Annotated in this window: 11 protein-coding genes; 4 read left to right on the top strand and 7 right to left on the bottom strand. The window is 47.4% G+C overall.

Annotation, left to right across the window (positions count from 1 at the left end; all coding sequences use genetic code 11):
* Positions 1-46: 46 nt before the first annotated feature.
* The 4 genes from ACMA1I_RS22065 (at position 47) to ACMA1I_RS22050 (ending at position 5,728) form a co-directional block, all read left to right on the top strand.
* The gene (locus tag ACMA1I_RS22065; RefSeq protein WP_337070658.1) at positions 47-2,212 is read left to right on the top strand and encodes an alpha-glucuronidase family glycosyl hydrolase; all 2,166 of its coding nucleotides are present in this window, start codon (positions 47-49) and stop codon (positions 2,210-2,212) included.
* Between the two features lie 18 nt (positions 2,213-2,230).
* Complete coding sequence (locus tag ACMA1I_RS22060) at positions 2,231-2,989, top strand: SDR family oxidoreductase (protein ID WP_337070657.1); 759 nt, start codon at positions 2,231-2,233, stop codon at positions 2,987-2,989.
* A 259-nt stretch (positions 2,990-3,248) separates the two neighbouring features.
* Positions 3,249-4,382 (top strand): endo-1,4-beta-xylanase, encoded by a 1,134-nt coding sequence (locus ACMA1I_RS22055; protein WP_337070656.1) that lies wholly within the window; start codon positions 3,249-3,251, stop codon positions 4,380-4,382.
* A gap of 788 nt (positions 4,383-5,170) precedes the next feature.
* Positions 5,171-5,728, top strand: coding sequence for a hypothetical protein (locus ACMA1I_RS22050; RefSeq protein WP_337070655.1), 558 nt, complete (start codon positions 5,171-5,173; stop codon positions 5,726-5,728).
* 333 nt (positions 5,729-6,061) lie between these two features.
* On the opposite strand, the gene ACMA1I_RS22045 is transcribed toward ACMA1I_RS22050, so the two are convergent.
* The 7 genes from ACMA1I_RS22045 to ACMA1I_RS22015 form a co-directional block, all read right to left on the bottom strand.
* On the bottom strand, positions 6,062-7,051 hold the full coding sequence (locus ACMA1I_RS22045) for a glycoside hydrolase family 43 protein (protein ID WP_337070670.1): 990 nt from the start codon (positions 7,049-7,051) through the stop codon (positions 6,062-6,064).
* Positions 7,052-7,419: 368 nt separating this feature from the next.
* Positions 7,420-9,177, bottom strand: coding sequence for a glycoside hydrolase family 43 protein (locus ACMA1I_RS22040; protein ID WP_337070654.1), 1,758 nt, complete (start codon positions 9,175-9,177; stop codon positions 7,420-7,422).
* A 64-nt stretch (positions 9,178-9,241) separates the two neighbouring features.
* Entirely contained in the window at positions 9,242-11,197 is a 1,956-nt protein-coding gene (locus ACMA1I_RS22035) for a sialate O-acetylesterase (RefSeq protein ID WP_337070653.1), read from the bottom strand.
* Positions 11,198-11,292: 95 nt separating this feature from the next.
* Complete coding sequence (locus tag ACMA1I_RS22030; protein WP_337070652.1) at positions 11,293-14,247, bottom strand: glycosyl hydrolase 115 family protein; 2,955 nt, start codon at positions 14,245-14,247, stop codon at positions 11,293-11,295.
* 160 nt (positions 14,248-14,407) lie between these two features.
* Positions 14,408-15,571, bottom strand: coding sequence for a mannonate dehydratase (gene uxuA / locus ACMA1I_RS22025; protein ID WP_337070651.1), 1,164 nt, complete (start codon positions 15,569-15,571; stop codon positions 14,408-14,410).
* A gap of 474 nt (positions 15,572-16,045) precedes the next feature.
* Positions 16,046-17,956 (bottom strand): RagB/SusD family nutrient uptake outer membrane protein, encoded by a 1,911-nt coding sequence (locus ACMA1I_RS22020; RefSeq protein ID WP_337070650.1) that lies wholly within the window; start codon positions 17,954-17,956, stop codon positions 16,046-16,048.
* A 63-nt stretch (positions 17,957-18,019) separates the two neighbouring features.
* Complete coding sequence (locus ACMA1I_RS22015) at positions 18,020-21,109, bottom strand: TonB-dependent receptor (protein ID WP_337070649.1); 3,090 nt, start codon at positions 21,107-21,109, stop codon at positions 18,020-18,022.
* Positions 21,110-21,941: the final 832 nt, after the last annotated feature.

Here is a 21,941-nt window from a genome sequence, read left to right as displayed (position 1 = left end):
CCTTTAGCCCAACTAGCCACTCGTTTTTCGTCTTATATACACGCTTATGACTCAGAAAACTTCTTTGCTTACATTGCTCCTGTTGCTGGCGCTCTGCCTTAGTCAGCCACTACAGGCAGAGGATGGCTACAGGCTATGGCTACGCTACGACCAGGTACAGGAAAAAACAAGGCTGCAACAGTACCGGCAGTTAGTTTCGGAGGTAGTGGTAGAAGGCAACTCCCCTACCCTAGCCATTGTCCGTAAAGAAATAGCCATGGGCCTGAAAGGATTGCTGAGCCAGGAGGTAGCAGTGGGGCAACAGGCTTCTAAAGCTGGCACCTTGCTACTGGGCACACCTGCCAGCTCTCCCCTGGTGGCATCGCTGCAGCTGTCCGACCAATTGAAAGCCATCGGAACAGAAGGCTATCTGATCCTGACAACTCAGCTACAAGGTAGGCCTGCCACGGTGATAGCAGCCAATTCTGATATGGGCGTGCTTTACGGCACGTTTTGCTTTCTGAGGTTATTGCAGTCTGCTGAGGATATCACAAAACTCGCTATCAACAGTACGCCCAAGATACAGCACCGCGTGCTCAACCACTGGGACAACCTCGACAGAACCGTAGAACGCGGCTATGCGGGCTTTTCGCTTTGGGACTGGCACAAACTACCTGGTTACATCGACCAGCGTTACCTCGATTATGCCAGGGCCAACGCCTCCATCGGCATAAATGGAACGGTACTGACCAACGTCAACGCCAATGCGTTGGTGTTAACCAGAGACTATCTGGTAAAGGTAAAGGCACTAGCCGATGCATTCAGGCCATATGGTTTGAAAGTATACCTCACAGCCCGCTTCAGTGCACCTATCGAAATTGGTGGCCTGAAAACCGCAGACCCTCTCGACCCAACGGTGCAGAGCTGGTGGAACGAAAAATCAGCAGAAATCTACAGTTTGATTCCTGACTTTGGTGGCTTTTTAGTAAAGGCTAATTCTGAGGGACAGCCTGGGCCGCAGAACTACGGCCGGAACCACGCCGATGGCGCCAACATGCTGGCAGATGCCGTGGCTCCTCAAGGAGGCATTGTGATGTGGCGCGCCTTCGTGTACGACGATAAAGAACCAGACGACCGGGCTAAACAGGCATACTCAGGGTTTAAGCCGCTGGATGGAACGTTCCGGAAAAATGTGATGGTGCAGGTAAAAAACGGCGCCATCGATTTTCAGCCGCGCGAACCTTTTCATCCTTTGTTCGGGGCTATGCCTAAAACTCCTATAATGATGGAATTCCAGATTACGCAGGAGTACCTGGGGCAAGGCACTAACCTGGCTTACCTAGCGCCCATGTTCCGCGAAACCCTGTTAGCCGACACGCACGCCAAAGGCAAGGGCTCTACGGTAGCCAAGGTAATAGATGGCACCCTCGACAACCATACTTTAACCGGCATAGCCGGTGTAGCCAACATTGGCACCGACCGGAACTGGACGGGCCACTTATTTGGTCAGTCGAACTGGTATGCCTTTGGCCGCCTCGCCTGGAACCACCAACTCCATTCTGAGGACATAGCAGCTGAGTGGATAAAAATGACTTTTAACTCCAATGCCAACGTTGTCATTCCTGTTCAGAACATGATGCTAACTTCCCGGGAAGCCGTTGTAAATTATATGACTCCGCTTGGCCTGCACCATATTATGGGCTGGTCACACCACTACGGTCCCGGCCCCTGGATAAAGGACAAACACCGCGCCGACTGGACTTCTGTGTATTACCACCGTGCCGATGAACAGGGCATCGGCTTTGACCGGACCAAAACCGGCAGCAATGCGATCGCCCAATATTACCCACCGGTGCAGAAGCTATTCGGCAACCCTAAAACATGCCCCGAAGAGTTCCTGCTCTGGTTCCACCATGTAAAGTGGGATTACAAGGTAAAATCAGGTAAAACACTCTGGAACGAACTCTGTTACCGCTACTCAACGGGTGTAGACCAGGTGCGGCAAATGCAGAAAACCTGGGCTGGCTTAGAGCAACACCTCGATGATGAACGCTTTACCCATGTAGCATCGCTTTTAAAAATTCAGGAGGAGGAAGCAAAGTGGTGGCGCGATGCCTGCCTGCTATATTTCCAGACCTTCTCCAAAAGACCCATTCCATCCGATTTAGAAAAACCGGCCCAAACCTTGGAGCACTACATGCAGCTCGATCCAAAGTTTGTACCCGGTATTTAGTATTCAAAAAATATCATTATGAACAAGCAGCCTACTACAGAAGCTAAAATTGCCGTGGTTACCGGAGGTGGATCCGGCTTAGGATACGCCATAGTTGAAAAATTTGTCCGGAATAATATCCACACTGTCATTATCGGGAGGGATGAAGAAAAGCTCAGGAGAGCCAAAGAAGCTTTCGGCGACATGTGCACCTGCTTCTCCTTCGACCTGAGTAACCTCGACGGAATTCCTGGTTTGGTAAAAGAAATTGCCGCTGAGTTTGGCCGCATCGACATTTTAGTAAATAACGCCGGCATCAACATGAAAAAACCTTTTGTAGAAGTTACCGATGATGACTTTCAGAAGGTAATGCAGACCAATGTAACCGCTGTTTTCGCACTTAGCCGGGAGATTGTAAAAGTGATGCTGCCCCAACAGTCAGGCTGCATTATAAACATCAGCTCTATGGCTGCCCAATATGGCATTCCGAAGGTAATTGCCTACACGGCTGCTAAGTCGGCGATTGAGGGAATGACCCGTGCCATGGCGGTAGAATTGTCGCCGATGGGCATCCGGATTAACTGCATTGCCCCCGGTTTTATCGCTACCGATATGTCGGCTAAGGCCCTCGATAACGACCCGGAAAGAAAGAACAAAGTGATGTCGCGTACTCCGATGGGCAAATTGGGCACACCAGCCGATGTAGCCGAAGCCGTGTTTTTCTACGCCACAGACGCTGCCAAATACGTGACAGGCACCATTCTGCCCATAGATGGAGGTAACTCCATTGGTTTTTAACTTGTAAGCCTAAGGCCAAACAAACTCTTAACGCCTCTTGAAGGGCATTTTTATTTGAATAATTTAGTTGATTGTTTTTTGCCGATGGCCGGAAAGTTAAAACTTTCTCTGGTTGATCTGATCATGCAGCTTCTTTTCTATCCTGCATCTAAATACATGCAACTATAAATAGTTAGCTAGTGATGAAGGCCAAAACTTTATTCAAAACTTATTACTACCTATGTACCGGTGAGTAAATAAATCAGCAGAATAACAGCTTATGAAGCGAATAAAAGGGAAACGAAACAACATCTGGCTAACCGCTGTCATGGCAGTGGCACTGATCGGTTCTACCCAAAAAGGAGAACCTGCCTTAAAGAATCTATACAAGCAGGACTTTCATATTGGAGCTGCTCTAAACCTGGCCCAGGTAAGTGGGCGAGATAAGAAAGCGGAGGCCATACTGGCCAGGCACTACAATACCATCAGCCCTGAAAACCTGCTGAAGTGGGAGTCGGTGCACCCTCGTCCGAAGGAGTATAACCTTAAGCCTGCCGATGATTATGTGGCGCTGGGGCAGAAACAGAAAATGTTTGTAGTTGGCCATACCCTGGTTTGGCACCAGCAAACACCTGACTGGGTTTTTACCGACAGCAACGATAAACCTGCCAGCCGAGAGCTGCTGCTGCAGCGAATGCAGGAACATATTTACACTGTGGCCCGTCGCTACAAAGGCAAAATACATGGCTGGGATGTGGTAAACGAGGCGCTGAACGACGATGGCACCATGCGAAAAAGTAAATGGCAGCAGCTGATCGGCGATGATTTTGTAGCCAAGGCCTTTGAGTTTGCTAAAAAAGCAGACCCGTCCGCAGAACTCTATTACAATGATTACAACATGTGGAAACCAGCCAAACGCGAGGGTGCTATCCGATTGGTGAAGAGCCTGCAGGAGAAAGGCATAAAAGTAGCCGCTATTGGCATGCAGGGCCACTGGGGATTAAAATCGCCGACCATTGCCCAGATAGAAGAAAGTATTGTGGCTTTTTCAAAAACCGGTGCCAAGGTAGTTATAACAGAACTCGACATTGATGTGCTGCCTAACCCGAGCAACCGGCAGGGAGCCGACATTGACGCCACGTTCGACTTCGACCAGCAATACAACCTCTACACCGAAGGCTTGCCTGCAGAAGTGGAGCAAGAGTTGGCAGCACGTTATGCTGATATCTTCGCTCTCTTCCGGAAGCACCGCGACAAGATCAGTCGTGTTACCTTCTGGGGCGTAACCGACCGCGATTCCTGGCTTAACGACTGGCCCATAAAAGGCCGCACCAGTTACCCGATGCTCTTCGACAGAGAGTACCACCCCAAACCTGCTTTTAAGGCAGTGGTGAAAGCAGCAGCTAAAAAGTAATTCCCCCACACTTACATTCTCATAACACAGCACAAACTTTTTATTAGCTTACCTCTAAAACAGGCCTGCCCGGATGTTACCGGTGCAGGCCTTGTTCTATTCATAAAGGGCAGCTGCAGGGAATAACATTATAGAAATCAGAATAGTAATATTAAATTTAACTATATTGCTTTAATACCTTAAACAGAGACTTCTGTTAAAATTTTAAAAACAGACTCTAGTAGCCTGCTTTGTAGCAATCACAGATATAATGCAGATAAGCCAAATATTTGGTAAATGATTAAAAAGGCTTTCATGCAAAGCGGAATGAAAAGAATTACCATCAACAGAATGATAATTATTGAGGAATCACACCTTTTTGCCTGAATAATGGGACTATTTGCAAGACATATTAAATCAACTATTTTTTTGATTCTCTATGCTCTGTGGTGGATGCGTTTCTTCTATTGGTTTAATTCAGGAGCATCTGCATATCCTAACTCCTGTGGTGCAGCAAATGGAGCCTTATTAGTCATAACTTTCATAATCACCATAGTTTACTTTCTTTTTCTGGTAACTTTAACATTAGCAACTAAGGGTACGGACAGAATTGATTACTTAATATTCCTTGGTTTAGCTCTAACTCCATTATTCTATATGATAGTCTAAAGCTTTGTTAGGTCCAAATTACTGGTTTAACAATTAATGAATGAAATCGTGTAGCAGTAAGAATTGCTGATGCTGCTACACGATTGCAGTCACCTGTACCATATAAAAAAAGTAGAACAACTTCCCATTAATTCTTAAATATGGAAAAGTATGTACACCCGAATTACATAAAATCTTCAAAAACAGTAGTAAGTATCGTTCTCAGTCTCTTCATTGGAACTGGGACCTGCCTTGCCCAAGAATCCATGATTGATGGGAAACTTGTTCGATTAAACGGGTTAAAATTCAACTCGGGTAAAGGAGAAATAGTCGCTAATTTTGGAAAGCCCAAGAAGGTAAGTGAGCCAAACTATGAGTGTGGATTTCACTCAGAGGCAGAGCAAGGTAATAGGTTCTACCAGTTGACTTATGACCATATTGTTTTCATTGGGAACGCAAGTGATGGGTATGATATAGAATCAATCGAATTCAGCCCAAATAGCGATTTGACTTTACACTACGGTCAGTTCACATTCACCCACAAACTTACCAAAGATGAATTCATAATTTTCTTTGGGAATACGATTAAAAACCGGTTTGACGACAACGGCAATGGTATAACTGATATTTTTCTGTATTTCAAGAATAAGGATGATGGACTTATTTTCACCTTTAAGTCAGGCTATTTAGCAAAAGTAGCTTATTGGTCTCCTTGCTAAAAAAGCTTTATACCTATAGGTGCATAAGCCATTCAACCGCCTATGAGATGGCTTAAACATGATACAATTAGCCACTAATTGCTTAAAACCCGATTTACCATTTACCAGGCTATGAATGAAATGTAGTTAATTATAAGCCCCTCCCACCACTGTACAAAAAGAACCGAAGGATACAGATTTTGCACTGATGTGCTCCAACCTGTATCCTTTGGTTCTTTATTGTAAAGCTATTTGGTTGCAATCTAAATGAAATCAAATAGCTTTTACTTTTGTATCAGCATCCAAACATTTTAAGGGCCTTACCTTCACTTTTAAAACACCTAAAATCAGAACTTAAGCTCCTTCTGTCTGAGCCGTAATGGTCTGGATGGTACCATCCGGGTTGTGCTGCAGCTCCGTTACTTTTATGTTGCGAAGATGGGTTTTGCCAGAGCGTTGGGTATCGTGGTAGAATAGGTACCATTTGCCATTGTGCTCCACCACCGAATGGTGGTTGGTCCAACCTTCTACCGGATTTAAGATAACGCCTTTATACGTGAACGGTCCTACAGGGCTGTCGCCGATAGCGTAGGCAATGTTGTGGGTATCGCCGGTGGAGTAAGAGAAGTAATATTTGCCGTTGTATTTATGCACCCAGGCTGCCTCAAAAAAGCGTCTTTCATTATCGCCGCTCAGTAAGGGCTTGCCGTTCTCATCCAGCAGCTGCACATCCTTAAGTGGGCCTTCAAACGAGAGCATATCGGCACTCATGCGGGCAACTTTTGGCATTAAGGCAGGCTGATCGTCTGCAGGATATTTGTCTTCTGCCTGGTACGTTCCGGTGCTCCAGCGCTGCAACTGACCACCCCAGATCCCTCCTAAATACATATAAGAAGTACCATCAGTGTCGGTAAACACGGCAGGGTCTATGCTGTAGCTGTTGGCGATGGGTTCTGGCTCCGGTTTAAAAGGACCGGCCGGAGAGTTGCTGGTCGCAACACCGATTCGGAACACATCTTCTTTGTCTTTCACCGGGAAGTACAGATAGTACTTCCCATTTTTATGTGCCGCATCAGGAGCCCATAATTGGCGGCCGGCCCAGGGTATGTCTTTTATGTCGAGCACCACGCCATGGTCTGTTACAGGGCCTCCCACACTATCCATCGAATAAACATGGTAGTCGCGCATATCGAAGTGGGAACCATCGTCTTTTTCAGGCACACCGGCATCTATATCATGTGAGGGGTAAATATAAATCTTTCCTTCAAACACATGGGCAGAAGGATCGGCCGTAAAGTTATCGGTCACCAGCGGCTCCGACAGGTATTTTTTCGTGCTGGTAATTGTCTCTTGCGTCTCGGCTTCCTGTGCCTGATTTTCGGAAGTATTATTTTGGCAACCGGCTGCAAAAACGATGGTGAANCGGCTCCGACAGGTATTTTTTCGTGCTGGTAATTGTCTCTTGCGTCTCGGCTTCCTGTGCCTGATTTTCGGAAGTATTATTTTGGCAACCGGCTGCAAAAACGATGGTGAAAGCCATTAGGAAAATCGCTTTCTTGTAAGTGGAGTGTCTATTCATGTTTATTTGATTTTAATGTTACATTTTAATATCGGACCATGTTGTATCCATGCCTGTGAATTCTTCTAATGAAAATGGCCTTCTACCGGTATTTAAAGTCTAAAGTGACCAAGGGCAAAAAATAGCTTACCACCTACTGTGGCTTGTTTTGCGGGTGCTTCTCAAATGTTTTGTCATTGCCTTCATATATAAACCAGTCGAAGCTGGCTTTTTTGTCCGACGGTTTACCTTGCGAGGTAGCGTAGAGGCCTAACGTAGTTCCCACAAAGCCTCCTGCTACCCGGGTGCTGAGGTAGGTGCCATCTACATTGTCTTGCAGTAGTTCCCATTTTCCTTCTTTTGTACCGTAGTAGAAGGTGTACCTGCCGCCGTTAAAGGATATCTTCAGGAACAGTGGCTTACCCTTTTCAGTATTCTTCAGTGCTTTGGAGGCCACGACCGAGGTGGTTCCTTCGGTGTTTGCCCCGGTTGCTTTTTCCGCTTTCAGCAGTTGCACCTCTTCTTTTCCGTTCTCCAGGGTTTTGCCTAAAGCATAATAGTTTGCCTCTCCCTGAAAGGCCACCATACCGGCGAACTCCTGTGCTGCTGTGGGTTTAAATTCTATTTTAGTGCTGGCAATTCCGATTATATGCTGCTGCCTCCGCGCAAGAAACGACGGGTTCTTTTTTCCGGATAGCGTCTCAGGTCGAAGGTGCAGTGTCAGGCTTCCGGCAGGTTCTTTTAAGCTGTACCAGTTGCTGCGCGGCGTGCGGAGCATAAGCCAGTTGGCTGGCAACAAAGCAGCCTCAAATTCTTCTTTGTAAATAATGTTGCCTGTAAGCGGAAAAGCAGGTGCCTTGGAGGCTGGCAGGTTCGGGCGCTGGTAAGCATATTGAACTTCTTCAAAATCGGGATTGATAATGGGCCAGCCGTCCTGCCACTTTACCGGAGCCAGAAAGGTCTCGCGCCCGGTATTGTAGCTGTCCTGCATATCGTAGGGCCGGGTAGCCAGGAAAATGGCCCACCACTCGCCATTCTGTGTTTCTACCAGGTCAGCGTGGCCGGTAGCCGAAACCGGGTGCTGCCGGTCGGCTGGCAGGTGGCGCTGCGTCAGGATGGGGTTACCAGGGTAAGGCACGTAATTTCCTGTTACTGATTGGCTTCTCAGAATAACTTCTGAGTGGTTCACGCTGGTACCTCCTTCTGCTGCCATCAGGTAATAGTAGCCATCCTTTTTGTAGATGTGCGGCCCTTCTATCCAGACAGGCTTTTTGCTGATGTCTACCCCTCCGTTCACGAGAAGGTGTTGCGGCCCCACGGTTTTCAGGTTTTTGTAATCGAACTCAAACATTCTGATGGTGCGGTGGCCGTCGTAGAGTGGTTTGTTATCGGGTGCATCGCTGTTATAGAGGATGTAGGCTTTCCCATCGTTGTCGAAGAAAAGCGAGGGGTCTATGCCGTTCACATCGCGCAACCACACCGGATCCGACCAGGGACCGGCCGGATCAGTAGCCGTAACAACAAAATTTCCGCCTTTGTCGACCAGCGTGGTAACCATGTAAAACGTGCCATTGTGGTGTGCTATGGCAGGCGCAAATATTCCCCTCGACACGCCTAGCCCATCTACATCCAACTGTTCAGATCGATCGAGAATGTGGCCCAGCTGCGTCCAGTTCACCAGGTCTTTGCTATGGAAGATAGGTACTCCCGGAAAGTACGAGAACGTGGAATGCACCAGGTAATAATCCTCTCCCACCTTACAAATGCTAGGGTCCGGATAAAAGCCTGGAAAAATAGGGTTTTGAAATTGCTGTTGCTCCTGCGCCTGTACCTCTGGTACAGGGCTTATCAGGCATGCTATACTACTGGTTGCCAGCAGCAGTAACAGTTTAACACTTTTATATAGCTTCATAGTTTTCTCTATTCCCTATAATCAATTCAAAAGCAATAGCCACAATAGAACAAGCTAATGTGCCTTATTCCGCCTGAAAAGGGGAAGCTGGCAAACCTGCTGCGTTGTACAAATTGGCTCCTTCCGGATTGTCGGCCCAGGCATACCGCACTGAGACGGGGTTCGTGATGTCTTTGTGCCACACAATGACCTTGTTCCCTTTTATCCGGGCGTTGGCCCACACGTAGCGCTTATCGGGTCCGGCAATGGCAAATTGATTTAATTCACCACCTCCCTTCGTTACCAGGCCTGCTCCTGCCTGGTTAAACGTTAAGATAATTTCTTTGCCTTTTACCTGCATGTTCTTTAGCGTAGGCCCAGTATAAACCACTTTGTTGTCGCCATAGGCTACTCTTTGGGCGGCAAGGGCTAGCCGCTTAGCCACATCTTTTTTGTTGAGCGGATGAATATCGTTCCACTCGCCCAGGTCTATGGCTACTGCCATGCCCGTATTTGGTACGCTAAGCGTCTGGCGTTGCGCCTCCCTCAACTGTGCCCAATCGCTTTCGGATGGTGTATTTTTTGGTTCGAGATAGTTAGTCAGCTGCACATACAAAAAAGGAAGGTCTCCTTGCCCCCATTGGCTTCTCCACTCTTTTATCATGGCCGGAAACAGCTCCTGGTACTCCTGTGCCCTGCCAACGTTCGATTCGCCCTGGTACCAGATCGCGCCTTTTATGCTGTACTTCGCCAAGGGCGCAATCATGGCATTGTACAAACCTGCCGGCTTCCACCTGATAAAGGTCGGGCCTTTCAGAGCTTGGTTTTCAGCGGCTACCTGGTATTGCCAGTCGCCTGTTAGTTGAAGGGTTCTATCTCCTACCGTGAGTTCATAAGGCTTATCGCTTACAAAACCGCCTCTTCCTCTTTCATTTATTATTTTGACGGAAATAGTATTCTTCCCCGCCTTCAGCATGCCCTCCGGTATGGTGTACCACCGTGGCGGGTACTGGTAACCAGTGCTTCCCACAAACCTGCCGTTTACAAAAACGGAGTCTGCATCTACTATCCGTCCCATGTTTAATGTAGCTTTCTTACCGGCCTCGTCTGCTGACAGTTCAATTTCCTTCCGGAACCAGACGATGCCGTTTACCGGTCCAGTTTTGGTGTCGGCCCAGTAACCAGGAACCTGCATGGTGCTCCAATTAGAAGTTGGCAGGTCGGGGTCGTGCCACTTTTTTGGCCCTTGGTTGCCTTTATCGTTTTGTGCCAAGGCCTGGTACCAGGCCTGCGACCTGGCGTTGTCACGGGCCTCTATCTCGGCTATAAGGGCTGCATCTTTAAAGCGCTGCACTTCCTGGTAATGCTTCGGGAAAGGCTTTAGCGCTTCTTCACTTATCCAGGATTCTACCGGTGATCCTCCCAGCGCAGCATGCAACAGCCCGACCGGCACCTTGTATTTGTTGTAAAGCTCCTGCGCGAAAAAATAAGCTACCGCAGAAAAATGCATCACATTTTCAGGTGTAGTTTTCTGCCAGCGTCCGCCCTCCAAATCGGTCTGGGGCTGTTCAAAATTATACTTTTGCGGTACATCAAAGTAGCGGATGTTGGCGTTAGTTGCTTGTTCTATTTCCTTCTCATACAGAGGCTTCACTCTTCGCATGGGCAACTCCATGTTCGACTGACCAGAGCACACCCACACATCGCCTATCAGAATATCCTGCAGCGTAATGGAATTGCTGCCGCTGATGGTCATGGTATAAGGCCCCCCGGCTTTTAGAGAGGGTAATTTTACTTCCCAGTTTCCTGATTCATCGGCTACTGCCTGGTAGTTTTTCCCTAAAAACTTCACCGTCACTTTTTCTTTTGCTGAGGCCCATCCCCAAATCTCTAGGGATGCATCTCGCTGCAGCACCATGCCATCCGACACCAGTTTAGGCAGCCTCACCTGCCCCAATACATTCAAGGGCAGCAGGAGTAACAGAGTATAAATTAACTTTATCAAGTGGGTTCTAACGAACATAATTAAATTAATATCCATGGTTATGCCATGTTTAAATCAGAAAGTATTTCATCTTGTTGAAACAGCCTTTAGCAATAAGCAGAATGTGCTTCCATCTTCAATGGGGCACAACTTTAATTGGCAACTTCATTAGCTTGCCGGTAGCTTTCAGGTGGCCCTAGGTATGAAGGCTTCAGCCCCCCTGTATCAATTACCAGGCGTTGCAGCACCACCGCAGGGTCTACCATCCAAAATTTTAGAACGTGCTCGCCCGGTGTTTTCACGTGGTGTTTTGTTGTTTTAATGTTGATGTTGTTGGCCACCCATTGCTCCCATAGCTTTTCGTTCTCGCCTTGGTGTATGTTCACAATTTGAGGCGTTTCATCATCTATAGAAACAGCATAGCGTAAACCTTGCGTGTCGTTGAAATTAAGCGTGGGGCTGAGGTAAGCATGCACAACTACCTCAGCGGGTTGCTGCAGGTGTATGCGGTACTCCAGGCATGGGCTGTTGTCGGCAGGTTTCTGTGCCGGTGCTGTTACAGGAAAAGCCGTCATAGCCGAACCTGTTCGGCCCAGGTCTGGCAGTAGCTGCCATTTAACCTTTTCTGTTTCCTGTGCACGGGTGTAGTGCTCCGCTTCTATGGCAATAAAGCCGTTTTCTTCTACAAAGGTGTTCTCCTGAAGTGGTTTGTCCATGGAGTTGTTCACCTCCGCCTGCACTACCACCTTACTTTCTTTTGGCCCGCTAATGGTGATAGGAACACGGTGCTGTCCTTTTGGTGCCTGCTGCCAGTTAACGTGCAGCAAGAGCCGCTGCTCCTGCTCTACTTTGCCTTTCGTAGCCGATACGGTTAGCCAAGGTGCTCCTGTCTGTACCGTAAAATCGAATGGGGTAGTCCCTCTGTTAAAGACATCAATATAGTAAGACTTCTGCTGGAATGGGACGATTGTTGGCAGCACAGCCTCCTGCTTTGCCTCCGGCCACCAGGCTTCGGAGCCTTCTACTGCCACGCCCATAGCAGCTGCCGCAGGAAGCTTTACCTCTTTGAGCTCCGGCAACACATCTTTTTCGGGTTGCTGCCAATAGGTGTAGCTAATGTGGGTCTGATCCATCATGTGGTTCCATTTGCCGCCAGCCATAGTTTTGTTATAATACCTGCTCAGCTCCTGATCCTTCTCAAAAAGTGCTTTTACTTTGGCAGCCATGGTGTTGGCAGTAGCCCTACCCTGTTTGGCGTAGAGCCGGTTCAGGCCTGTTGTAACGTGGAGCTCGTTGAGGTTAGCGCAGGCTTTAATGGGGTGCAACACCAGTTGGTAGTAGGCGTCTTTGACAGCAGCCGGAAGTACATTGTACAGTTTCTCCGCCTCCTCTGCCAATTGGTTATACTCCCCTACTACACGCGCTGCTTCGCGGTAGTTTACCAGGCTGTAGGTGTCTGGAGCCAAAAGCTCCGGCTTGCGGCGGCTATTGTATTTGGTGTACCTGCTCACAAACCCGGCAATAGCAGCCGCATGCTCTGTTCCAAATTCCCGCGCTGCCCACAGCTGGGTGTACTCCTGCAGCCTCTCTACAGGCCATTTTTCAGGGTTCCAGGCGTAGTCGAGGAAGAACTCTGTCGGGAACTCCATCGGCTTGATATCGCCTACGTTCACGATCCAGATTTTGGTGGCACCGTGGCGGTAGGCCAGGTGCATCTGCTCCCACACCCTTGGGATAGGGTTCGTGTTGAGCCATTTGTAGTTACGCGGACCGCCTACATAATCGTAGTGGTAGTAGATGCCGTAGCCACCGGGGTGCGGCTTCTCATTTGGTTTCGGCAATTTGCGGATATTGCCCCAGTTGTCATCACATAGCAGCAGCGTGACATCGTCGGGTACGCGCATGCCTTTGTCGTAGTACTCCTGCACTTCTTTGTACAGTGCCCATAGCTGCGGTGTTTCAGAGGCAGGTTTACCAGTAACGTCCGCAATAATTTTGCGTTGGTCTTCCACTATTTTTTCGAGGAGTGCAATATTGCTTTCTTCGCTCATGGGCTCGTCGCCATCGCCGCGCATCCCCACTGAGATAATACTCTCTTTGGTTCCCATGCGCTCGATGCCCTTGCGCCAGAATTCCTGTAGCTCGGCTTTGTTTGTATCGTAGTTCCAGGGGCCGGAGCCATAGCGGCGCCACTCGTCGTGGGCACGCATAAGCGGCTCATGGTGCGAGGTTCCGATTACAACGCCATATTCATCGGCCAGCGGAGCATTAAGCGGATCATCGTCGCTGAAGGCGCTGCCCCACATGGCTGGCCACAGGTAATTGCCTTTCATGCGCAGCAGCAACTCAAACACTTTGTCGTAGAACTTATGGTTGAAGCCGCCGAATTGCTCTTTCGACCAGCCACTGAGCGCAGGCGCCTCATCGTTTATAAAAATGCCCCTATACTCCACCACAGGCTCCCCCTCGGTGTGGCGACCAGGCAGCACGAAGAGGTTCTGCTGCTGGCGCACCGGCACATCGGCCCAATAGTACCAAGGTGATACTCCGATTTGAGTAGATAGGTCGTACATGCCATAGATGGTGCCGCGCTTGTCGCTCCCTATTATTACCAAGGCTCTGTCTACACCTTTCATCGGCTTCTCCACCGTTTGTATCAAAAATGTTTCCCGTTTGCCGGCAACTCCGTCTACATTCAGCTTCTTTTGCTTCACCAGCTTATCTATAAGCGGACTTTTACCTAATGTGCCGATCAGCACTACTTCTTTTTCTTTGGAGGTGAGAGAGTTGCTGACTCTAAGGCTGGGCTCTGTTTGCGTGACGCGCTGCAGGTCGGCCTGCAGGTGCTTTGCCACCCTTTGTACCCCCGGAAAATCCTGGTGGCTCACATACAGTGGCGCTGGCTTACCGTTAGTAGCTAGCGTAAAGCTGCCGGTTACCTTCTGGTTCGAGATGTAAGGTTTCTGCCCAACGCTTGCTTCAGATGCCTGCGGGAACAGTAAAAAAAGCATTAGCCACAGCACGGCCTGGTACCACAGCTGTGCCGGAGCAGCTCCTGTTGTTGCTTTGGCCATTGGCATACGTTTCAATTCAGATAAAAACTTCATGCTTTATAAATGTTTGTGAACCAGCCGATGGAACATTTTCCACAAAGGCTTTCAATAAATCTTTCCTCTCGTTCCTGATTATTCTAATGAAAATAAACTCCAGCAGGATTTTGATCAAAATTTTTCCAAGGGTCTGACTGACTTTTATTACTTTCAAACGCTAGTAAAGTGATTTCTCTATGCCCATTTCCAGGCCGCGTAGTTCCGCCAGCCCTCGTAGCCGGCCAATGGCTGAGTAACCCGGGTTTGTAACTTTGTGCAGGTCGTCGAGCATTTGGTGGCCGTGGTCCGGCCGGAAAGGAATGGGATTTTGCCTATCGCGGTTTATGGACACCAATTCCCGCATCACCCCATACATGTCCACATCACCAGCCAGGTGATCCGACTCATAGAAGTTACCCTCCTCGTCTTTCAGCACATTGCGCAGGTGGGCAAAGTAGACCCTATGGCCAACTGCTTTCAGTATTTCGACTGGATTATTATGACTCCCTGCTCCTAATGAACCTGTGCAGAAACAAATACCATTTGGTCGGCGATCTACCCGCTCCAAAATATAAAGCAAGTCTTCTTTGGAACTGGCAATGCGGGGTAAACCCAGTATCGGGTAAGGTGGGTCGTCCGGGTGAATGGTCATGTTGATGCCTGTTTCTTCACATACCTCCATTATGCTCTCCAGGAAATACGCCAGGTTTTCGCGAAGGCCCTCATGCCCAATTTCTTTGTAAATGCCGATGCTGTGCGTAAGCTGCTCCAAGGTAATGCTGCCTTCTGTCGGCACGCCCATCAGGATAATATCTGCCAATTGCTGCAGATACGAGGCCGGGTAAGTTTCTACTCTTTTTGTTGCTTTTTCTAAAACAGAGGCAGCGTAGTCTTTTTCAGCGCCTGCTCTTTTCATAATAAAAAGGTCGAAAACGGCCAGGTCGGTCCAGTCGAAGTATAGGGCCTTAGCTCCGTTCGCCAGCGTGTAGGCCAGGTTGGTGCGGGTCCAGTCGAGCACGGGCATAAAATTGTAGCAGACGGTACGGATGCCACAGGCGGCAATGTTTCGCAACGACTGCCGGTAATTCTCAAGGTATTTTTCGCAGTCGGCACTTCGTGTTTTAATGGCTTCGTGCACCGGCACGCTCTCCACCACAGCCCAGCTCAGGCCTGCCTCTTCTATTATTCGTTTTCGCTCCTGAGTTTCCTCCAGGGGCCAGACTTCGCCGTGCGGCATATGGTGCAAGGCACTTACAATAGCAGTGGCTCCTGCCTGTTTTATATCTTGTAAGGTTACACGGTCGTTGGGGCCGTACCACCTCCAGCTTTGTAATAAGGGCATCGTTTTATTTATATTTTTGTTCGATACAAGCTATTCAATTTTACTTGCATCTGATAGGTTAAAAATCTTAATCAAGTTTGTTTATCTCTGCTCCAGGTTCTGAGGGCTAAGACTTTCAGGTTATGGTTCAATAGGCAGCAAGCCAGTAACTGAATTTCCTACAAAAAAATTATTCTAATGAAATTGGCCTTCCAGAGGCAAAATTCAAATTCCCGGTCTAGGGTTTACTTTACCAGCAACAAAGAAGGAAGTAAGGTTGGTAGAGGCTTTCACTGTTCTCTCCCCTTCTAAAAAGTAAAGCTCAGTAATAACTAGCCCATCCTGCTCTGCAAAATTTATTTAACATAATTTTTAAACTGAGGCAAAATAGATCTTATTTGGATGAAACTTACTTTGCTGGCCCGTAAAGATGATGCTGTAGCAAACCAGAGGCTCTCTAGGAGCAACCAATCTGCTACAGCATAACTTTAACCATTAGTTATACCCAGGATTCTGATAGGCAGCTTTTTCTGCTGGAGTTACATCCATACGATCTAGCTGTGCTTGCGGGATTGGTCGCAGGTAATGATGTGGCTGAATAGTACGCACTACAGTTTGAGGCGTATGATCTCCATACTTGTCACCGCCAATGCTGTATGTAGAAGCAAGTTCATTCCATTTTTGAGTACGCACCAGATCATACCATCGGTACCCCTCCCCAAAGTATTCGCGTGAGCGCTCTGCCAAAATAAAGTTTAAATCTATAGTGGCAGGCGTTGCCGCTACCATGGCTGCGCTGTTGTCCTGTACTTTGGCAACATTGCCATTATTGTCCCAGCGCCATTTGCCGGCACGTGCACGGATAACGTTTATAAGTTCCCGGGCGTCTTGGCCTGCTTTTGGGGCAGCGCCCTTTACAGCTGCTTCAGCGGCAATAAAGTAAAGCTCCGAGAATTTGGCAATATGAAAAGGCCGGGTGCTGCCAGCATTAGGTTGCCCTAATCCGTTACCATTATCGGTACGGTAAGGACCAAGCTTCCAAAGGCCAGGATATACGATTCTGCTTATGCCTTGTGGTGATATTACAAAATCGGCTCTACCCGGCAGTTCTCCTGCCCCCACATTGCTTCTTCCTGCTTGGCCAGGTGCAGGGTATGTAATAGCTGTGGCAGGTTCCTCATCCAAGAAAGTTAGGATTGCTCCACCCGGACTAACCTCTAAACTGTTTGCATTGAATACAACAGGCGCATCAACACCTGCTTTAGGCCAGTTACCCCGGTAAACAGTTGTAAAGGTGCCATCGTAGCGCGAATCGTTTGTTTTATCTGCAAAAGTGTTGGTAATAGCGCCAATGGTGGGAGCCATACGTGTCCAGGGGCGTCCTAATGCCTGCACGGCTTCCCGTTGAACAGATGAAATAGGGCTGGACCAGTCTTGAGTAGTTGAACTTCGGATATTTGTGTAGTTCCATGTCATCATCCAACCAGCATAGTTGTCTGGTGCACCACCATTTCCCCAGGTAAGGCTACCTCCATTGTATAACTCGCTTGTTTCAGTATGGTCGGCATACAATAACATCTCTTTGTTTCGATCGTTTTGCGCCAGATTAACATCATAGAAGGTTTCCATCAGGCCGAAAGGACCCGGGCTTTCTATAGCTGTGGTTGCCACATCATAAGCCTGTTGAAAATACCACTGGGCATTATGTCCATCCGGATCAACACGCTGTGCCTCCGGATAAGTGGGAATATTGTTTGGGTTCTCTAGCCACCAGCCGTAGGTTAGGTAGGCCTTTGCTAAATATAGCCGTGCCAATGTTTTAGTTGCACCGCCAATTACCCGGCCTGTTACCGGCAAATCGTTAATGGCAGTTAATAAATCAGGAAATATAGCTTTTGTATAGACTTCCGGCACTGTGTTACGCACAGAAGTCCTTATCGGGTTCCTGTTAAACATTAGTTCTCCTGAACCCAGATCCAAAGGCACTCCGCCAAACGTTTGCACCAGCAAAAAGTAATCGAATGCACGGAAGAAGCGCGCTTCGGCAATGAGTGCCGGCGAAATAGTGCTTACTGCAGCAGCATTTTCAATGATACCGCTGGCCGTGTTAATGTTGGGAAATGCATTTTCCCATAACCTATCGGCCCGGCTGTTATTAGCATTTATAACTCCTCTTCCCGAGAGGTCCATTACCAGGAAGTTCTCGTCTGCATCTCTGCCATACGTTACTTCATCGGTACCCGTAAGTCCAGTGTTATAATAGTAAGCATCGCCATATATCCAACGCAAGTGGGCATACATCGACGTTAAGCCGCCGTTAAGTCCCTTCTCTGTCTGGAAAAAGCTAGGATCAAAATTGCTGCGGGGCTGTTCATCCAGAATATCCTCGCAAGAGGCCAGGGACATTGATAATAGTAAGGTTGCCCCAATAAAAAATCTTCTATGAATGCGTTTCATTTATTATCTTCTTTAGAATGTCACGTTTAAGCCAAAAATGTAGTTGCGTGTGGCAGGTGCGTTCGTACCAATCGTTAATAATCGATTTGGAGTGCCAGTGGTTACAGCCACGTTCTGGTCGGCATAGGAGTTGGTTTCCGGGTCCATACCTGATTCTCTATTATAAGGGGAGAACAAAACGAATGGGTTTTGTGCCGTAACATACACCCGTAGATTACTGAATCCTGCTGCTTTGAACCAGTTGCTTTGGTTAAAGTTGTAGCCCAGTGTAATAGTGCGGATTTTGAGATAAGACGCATCGAAGTAGCTCAAGGTGCTGGCATATCTCGGATTGTCGCCGCTGGTTGCGCCACCAGGTCGTGGATATTTAGCATCTGTGTTTTCAGGTGTCCAGTAGTCTACTTTTACGTTTCCACGTCGCCCGTTCAGCATATTCAGGTAGCCTGATGATCCGTAGAGTGTGCTGATAAGAATACCTCCATTCTGGAAGGCTCCCACTGCTGACAGATCGAAGCCTTTGTAAGCCACTCGTGTGTTAAACCCACCCTGGAAATTTGGAGTTACATCCAGAATTTGTCGGTCTAATGGTCCAATTGGTCTTGTAGGTGTGCCATCGGCAGTATAGTCGCCGGTATATCGTACTTTTATCATCCCCACGTTTCCACCTGGTTCCAGAATATCTCGGTGAGGATCCCCCTCTTGCCAGAGCCCTATTTTCTCATAGTCATAGATCACGTTAATGGGTTGCCCAACAAACCACCAGTTGTTCTCATCTCTATCTTGCTCTCCTGCTAATGATACTATTTTGTTGCGGTTGGCATACATGTTAATGCCTGCCTCCCATGTAAAGCCGTTTTTGTTTTCTAAGATTACGCCGTTAAGAGAGAGCTCTACACCTTTGTTTTGAGTTGCACCAATATTTGCTGTGTAGCTATCTGCACCGGATGTTCTCGGGAGAGGAAGGCCTAGCAGAAGGTTTTCAGTATTCGTTACATAATACTCTATCGTACCTGACAAGCGGTGGTTTAAGATGGCGAAGTCCAATCCATAATTCCATGTTTTAGAGAACTCCCATCCTAAATTGGGGTTAGGCAATTGGTTTACCCATAATCCAGTTTGATAGTCTGAAGGACCAAAATTATAGGGTCTGGTAGCTAAGCGACCAAGGGTTGAATAAGGAAGAACTGCCTGGTTAGAGGTTTGACCATAACCTGCACGCAGCTTTAACATATTAACAAGGGCAACATCCTGCATAAATGTCTCTCTGGCAATATTCCAGCCTACTGAAACAGCAGGATATGTATTCCACTTGTAGCCTGGAGCCAGAATAGAGGAACCATCGGAACGTACCGTTGCACTTAACATGTAGCGGTCATCATATGAGTACATGGCACGTCCCATCCAAGACATTAAACCTCTTTGCCAGTAATCCTGCTCATTCGGGTTAACGGCAATTTCATCAGTAGCCAATCCTAGATTATAGAATTGAAAGGCGTCTGAAGGAATGTTCCGTCCTGAAATATGCGAGCGATTGTATTGAGTCTGTGACGCAGAATACAAGCCAACTAAATTTATATGATGCTTCTCTGCAATAGTGCGATCATAAGTCAAAATGTTTTCCACTGTCCAATCTGCAGTTACAGAATTGCTGAGTGTACCGCTCGAAGGAGTGGTGGGAGTAACTGCATTGATGCCTTCTCCTGTGAAAGTACCTGTTTGGCTCTGGCGGTAATTTAAACCCAGGTTGGTTCGATACTTAAGACCTTCCACGCCAGGAATTGCCAACTCGCCAAACACCGTGTTGTAGGAGGCAAGAGCCCTTGTCTGATTTAACCAACGATCACTTAACTCTTCTATCCTGTTTCGTTCAAATACCCACTGCTCATCTAAAGGCAATCTAATAGTTCTTTTTAGGGAGCCATCAGGGTTATACGGGTTAGCAATTGGCGATCCACTTAGCGTATTATATAAACCAATATTCGAACCCTCTGTAGTACTGTAGTTATTGTTTGTTGTGAAGCCTAAACGAACATATTTACCTACACCCTGATCAAGGCTTCCGCGCATAGAGTACCGGGTATATTGCTGTGTAGGAACTACGCCCTGGTCTTTAAAATACCCTCCACTGAAACTGTAACGTCCTTTTTCTGTTCCACCTGAAACACTCAGATCCTGGCTTGTAATAACACCTGTTTTAAAAAGTAATTCCTGCCAATCAGTATTAACACCTTCAGCCTCGTCCTCTCCAAGTTGCCCTGCATACTGCCCGGCAGCCTGGCGCAGCGCGTAAAACTCTTCGCCATTCATCATCGGATACTTGGAAAAGATGGTTTTTGCGCCAACAAAACTATTGAAGCTGATCTGTGGCTTTTGCCCTGCCTTACCTGATTTGGTCGTGACTAATATAACACCATTTGCACCACGGGAACCATAAATAGCTGTAGCCGAGGCATCCTTTAAGATATCTACACTCTGAATGTCGATAGGATTAATATCGCCAATAGATCCGGGGAAAGGGATACCGTCTAACACTACTAATGGATCATTGGTGGCAGTAATAGAGCGTGTACCGCGAATACGGATCTGCATGGTAGCACCTGGCTGAGAGGACGATTGAGAAAACTCCACCCCTGGTAAGCGCCCTTGCAGAGCTTGTGAAATGTTTGCTGATGGCACTTCGTTTAATGCTTCACCGCTTATAGAGGCAACCGAGCCGGTTACTGCTTCCTGCCGCTGTACGCCGTAGCCAATAACCACTACCTCATCCAGCGCCTTGGCATCAGACTGCATCGTAACATTTATAGTGGTACGATTATTTATCGCAACTTCCTGCGTCTGGTAGCCCACAAAAGACAACACAAGCGTACCCGTTCCGTCCGGAAGGCTTAAAGAATAATTTCCATCAACATCTGTTGGCGCAGCATTAGTTGTTCCTTTTTGAAGGACAGTTACACCTGGTAAGCCATCTCCTTTCTCATCGGTTACACGGCCAGTTACGCTGAAGCCGCCATTCTGCGCCATGGCCTGCCAGCTTACCATCAAAAGAGTCAGCAGCAAGGAGGCTACCTGCATGACTTTTGGCCATCTTTCCCTTTTATTCATGGCTCTATTTTTTTGTATAAAATCACATTTCATAGATATGTATTTATGTTTGAGTTTTTGTGAGAATTAATGAGACAGCAGAAGCGAGAGCAGCACCGCAAGAGGTACTCCGAAGAGGCAGTACAGCAGATGGCACAGGTATTTAATGGTCTTTCGGGCATGTGTAAGGCAGAGATTTTAAACGTGTAATTTTATTTATGCCAACGTTGGCAATTTTAGTTAAAGCTTTATTTGCTTCCGTCATTACAGCTTGAAAAGCTGATTTTGCAAAACCTGGAATGCGGTAGTTGCACCAGATCAGAGATATGTTCATTTTCTGGACAGAGGTTTCTCATACAAGCAGACACTGAAACAAACATTTGTTTGTATTTCGACTTAAACTTGGGAATAAAATTTAATAATTGCAACCGATTGCAATTATTTTTTTCATAAACAGTCGGACTCCTTCTATAATAGAAGGATCGAAGCTTGTCTTTATGCCTAGATTATCCGCTTTTCAACTGAAAAGCGGAAATTTTGGTCTTTGTTAGCAGGTTAAACTGAATATGATTTTTAGATTTCAGCTAAACTCTAATGAAAAATGGTAACTTAACAGGAGCATCGATTGCAGCAATTTGTGCTGTTGCTGAAGCAAACCTTAGTTTGGACAGGTCCTTTAAGAAAAACTATGGCAGCAGCAATCAAGCTTATTGAATTTGATTATTATGCTAACGTGAACTCGGGAATTAATTTGGTTTAAGACAGGCATTTGCGCAACAAAAAAGGCTAAGGATTAGGTAGAAATATTGTCCGATGTTTCACCTAACTCCTTAGCCTTATGCACTTTATCATA

This window comes from Pontibacter sp. 13R65 (assembly GCF_047525655.1).
GTDB lineage: Bacteria > Bacteroidota > Bacteroidia > Cytophagales > Hymenobacteraceae > Pontibacter.
Note: the sequence above shows the minus strand (reverse complement) of the source record. Positions and strands in the feature narration are given on the sequence as shown.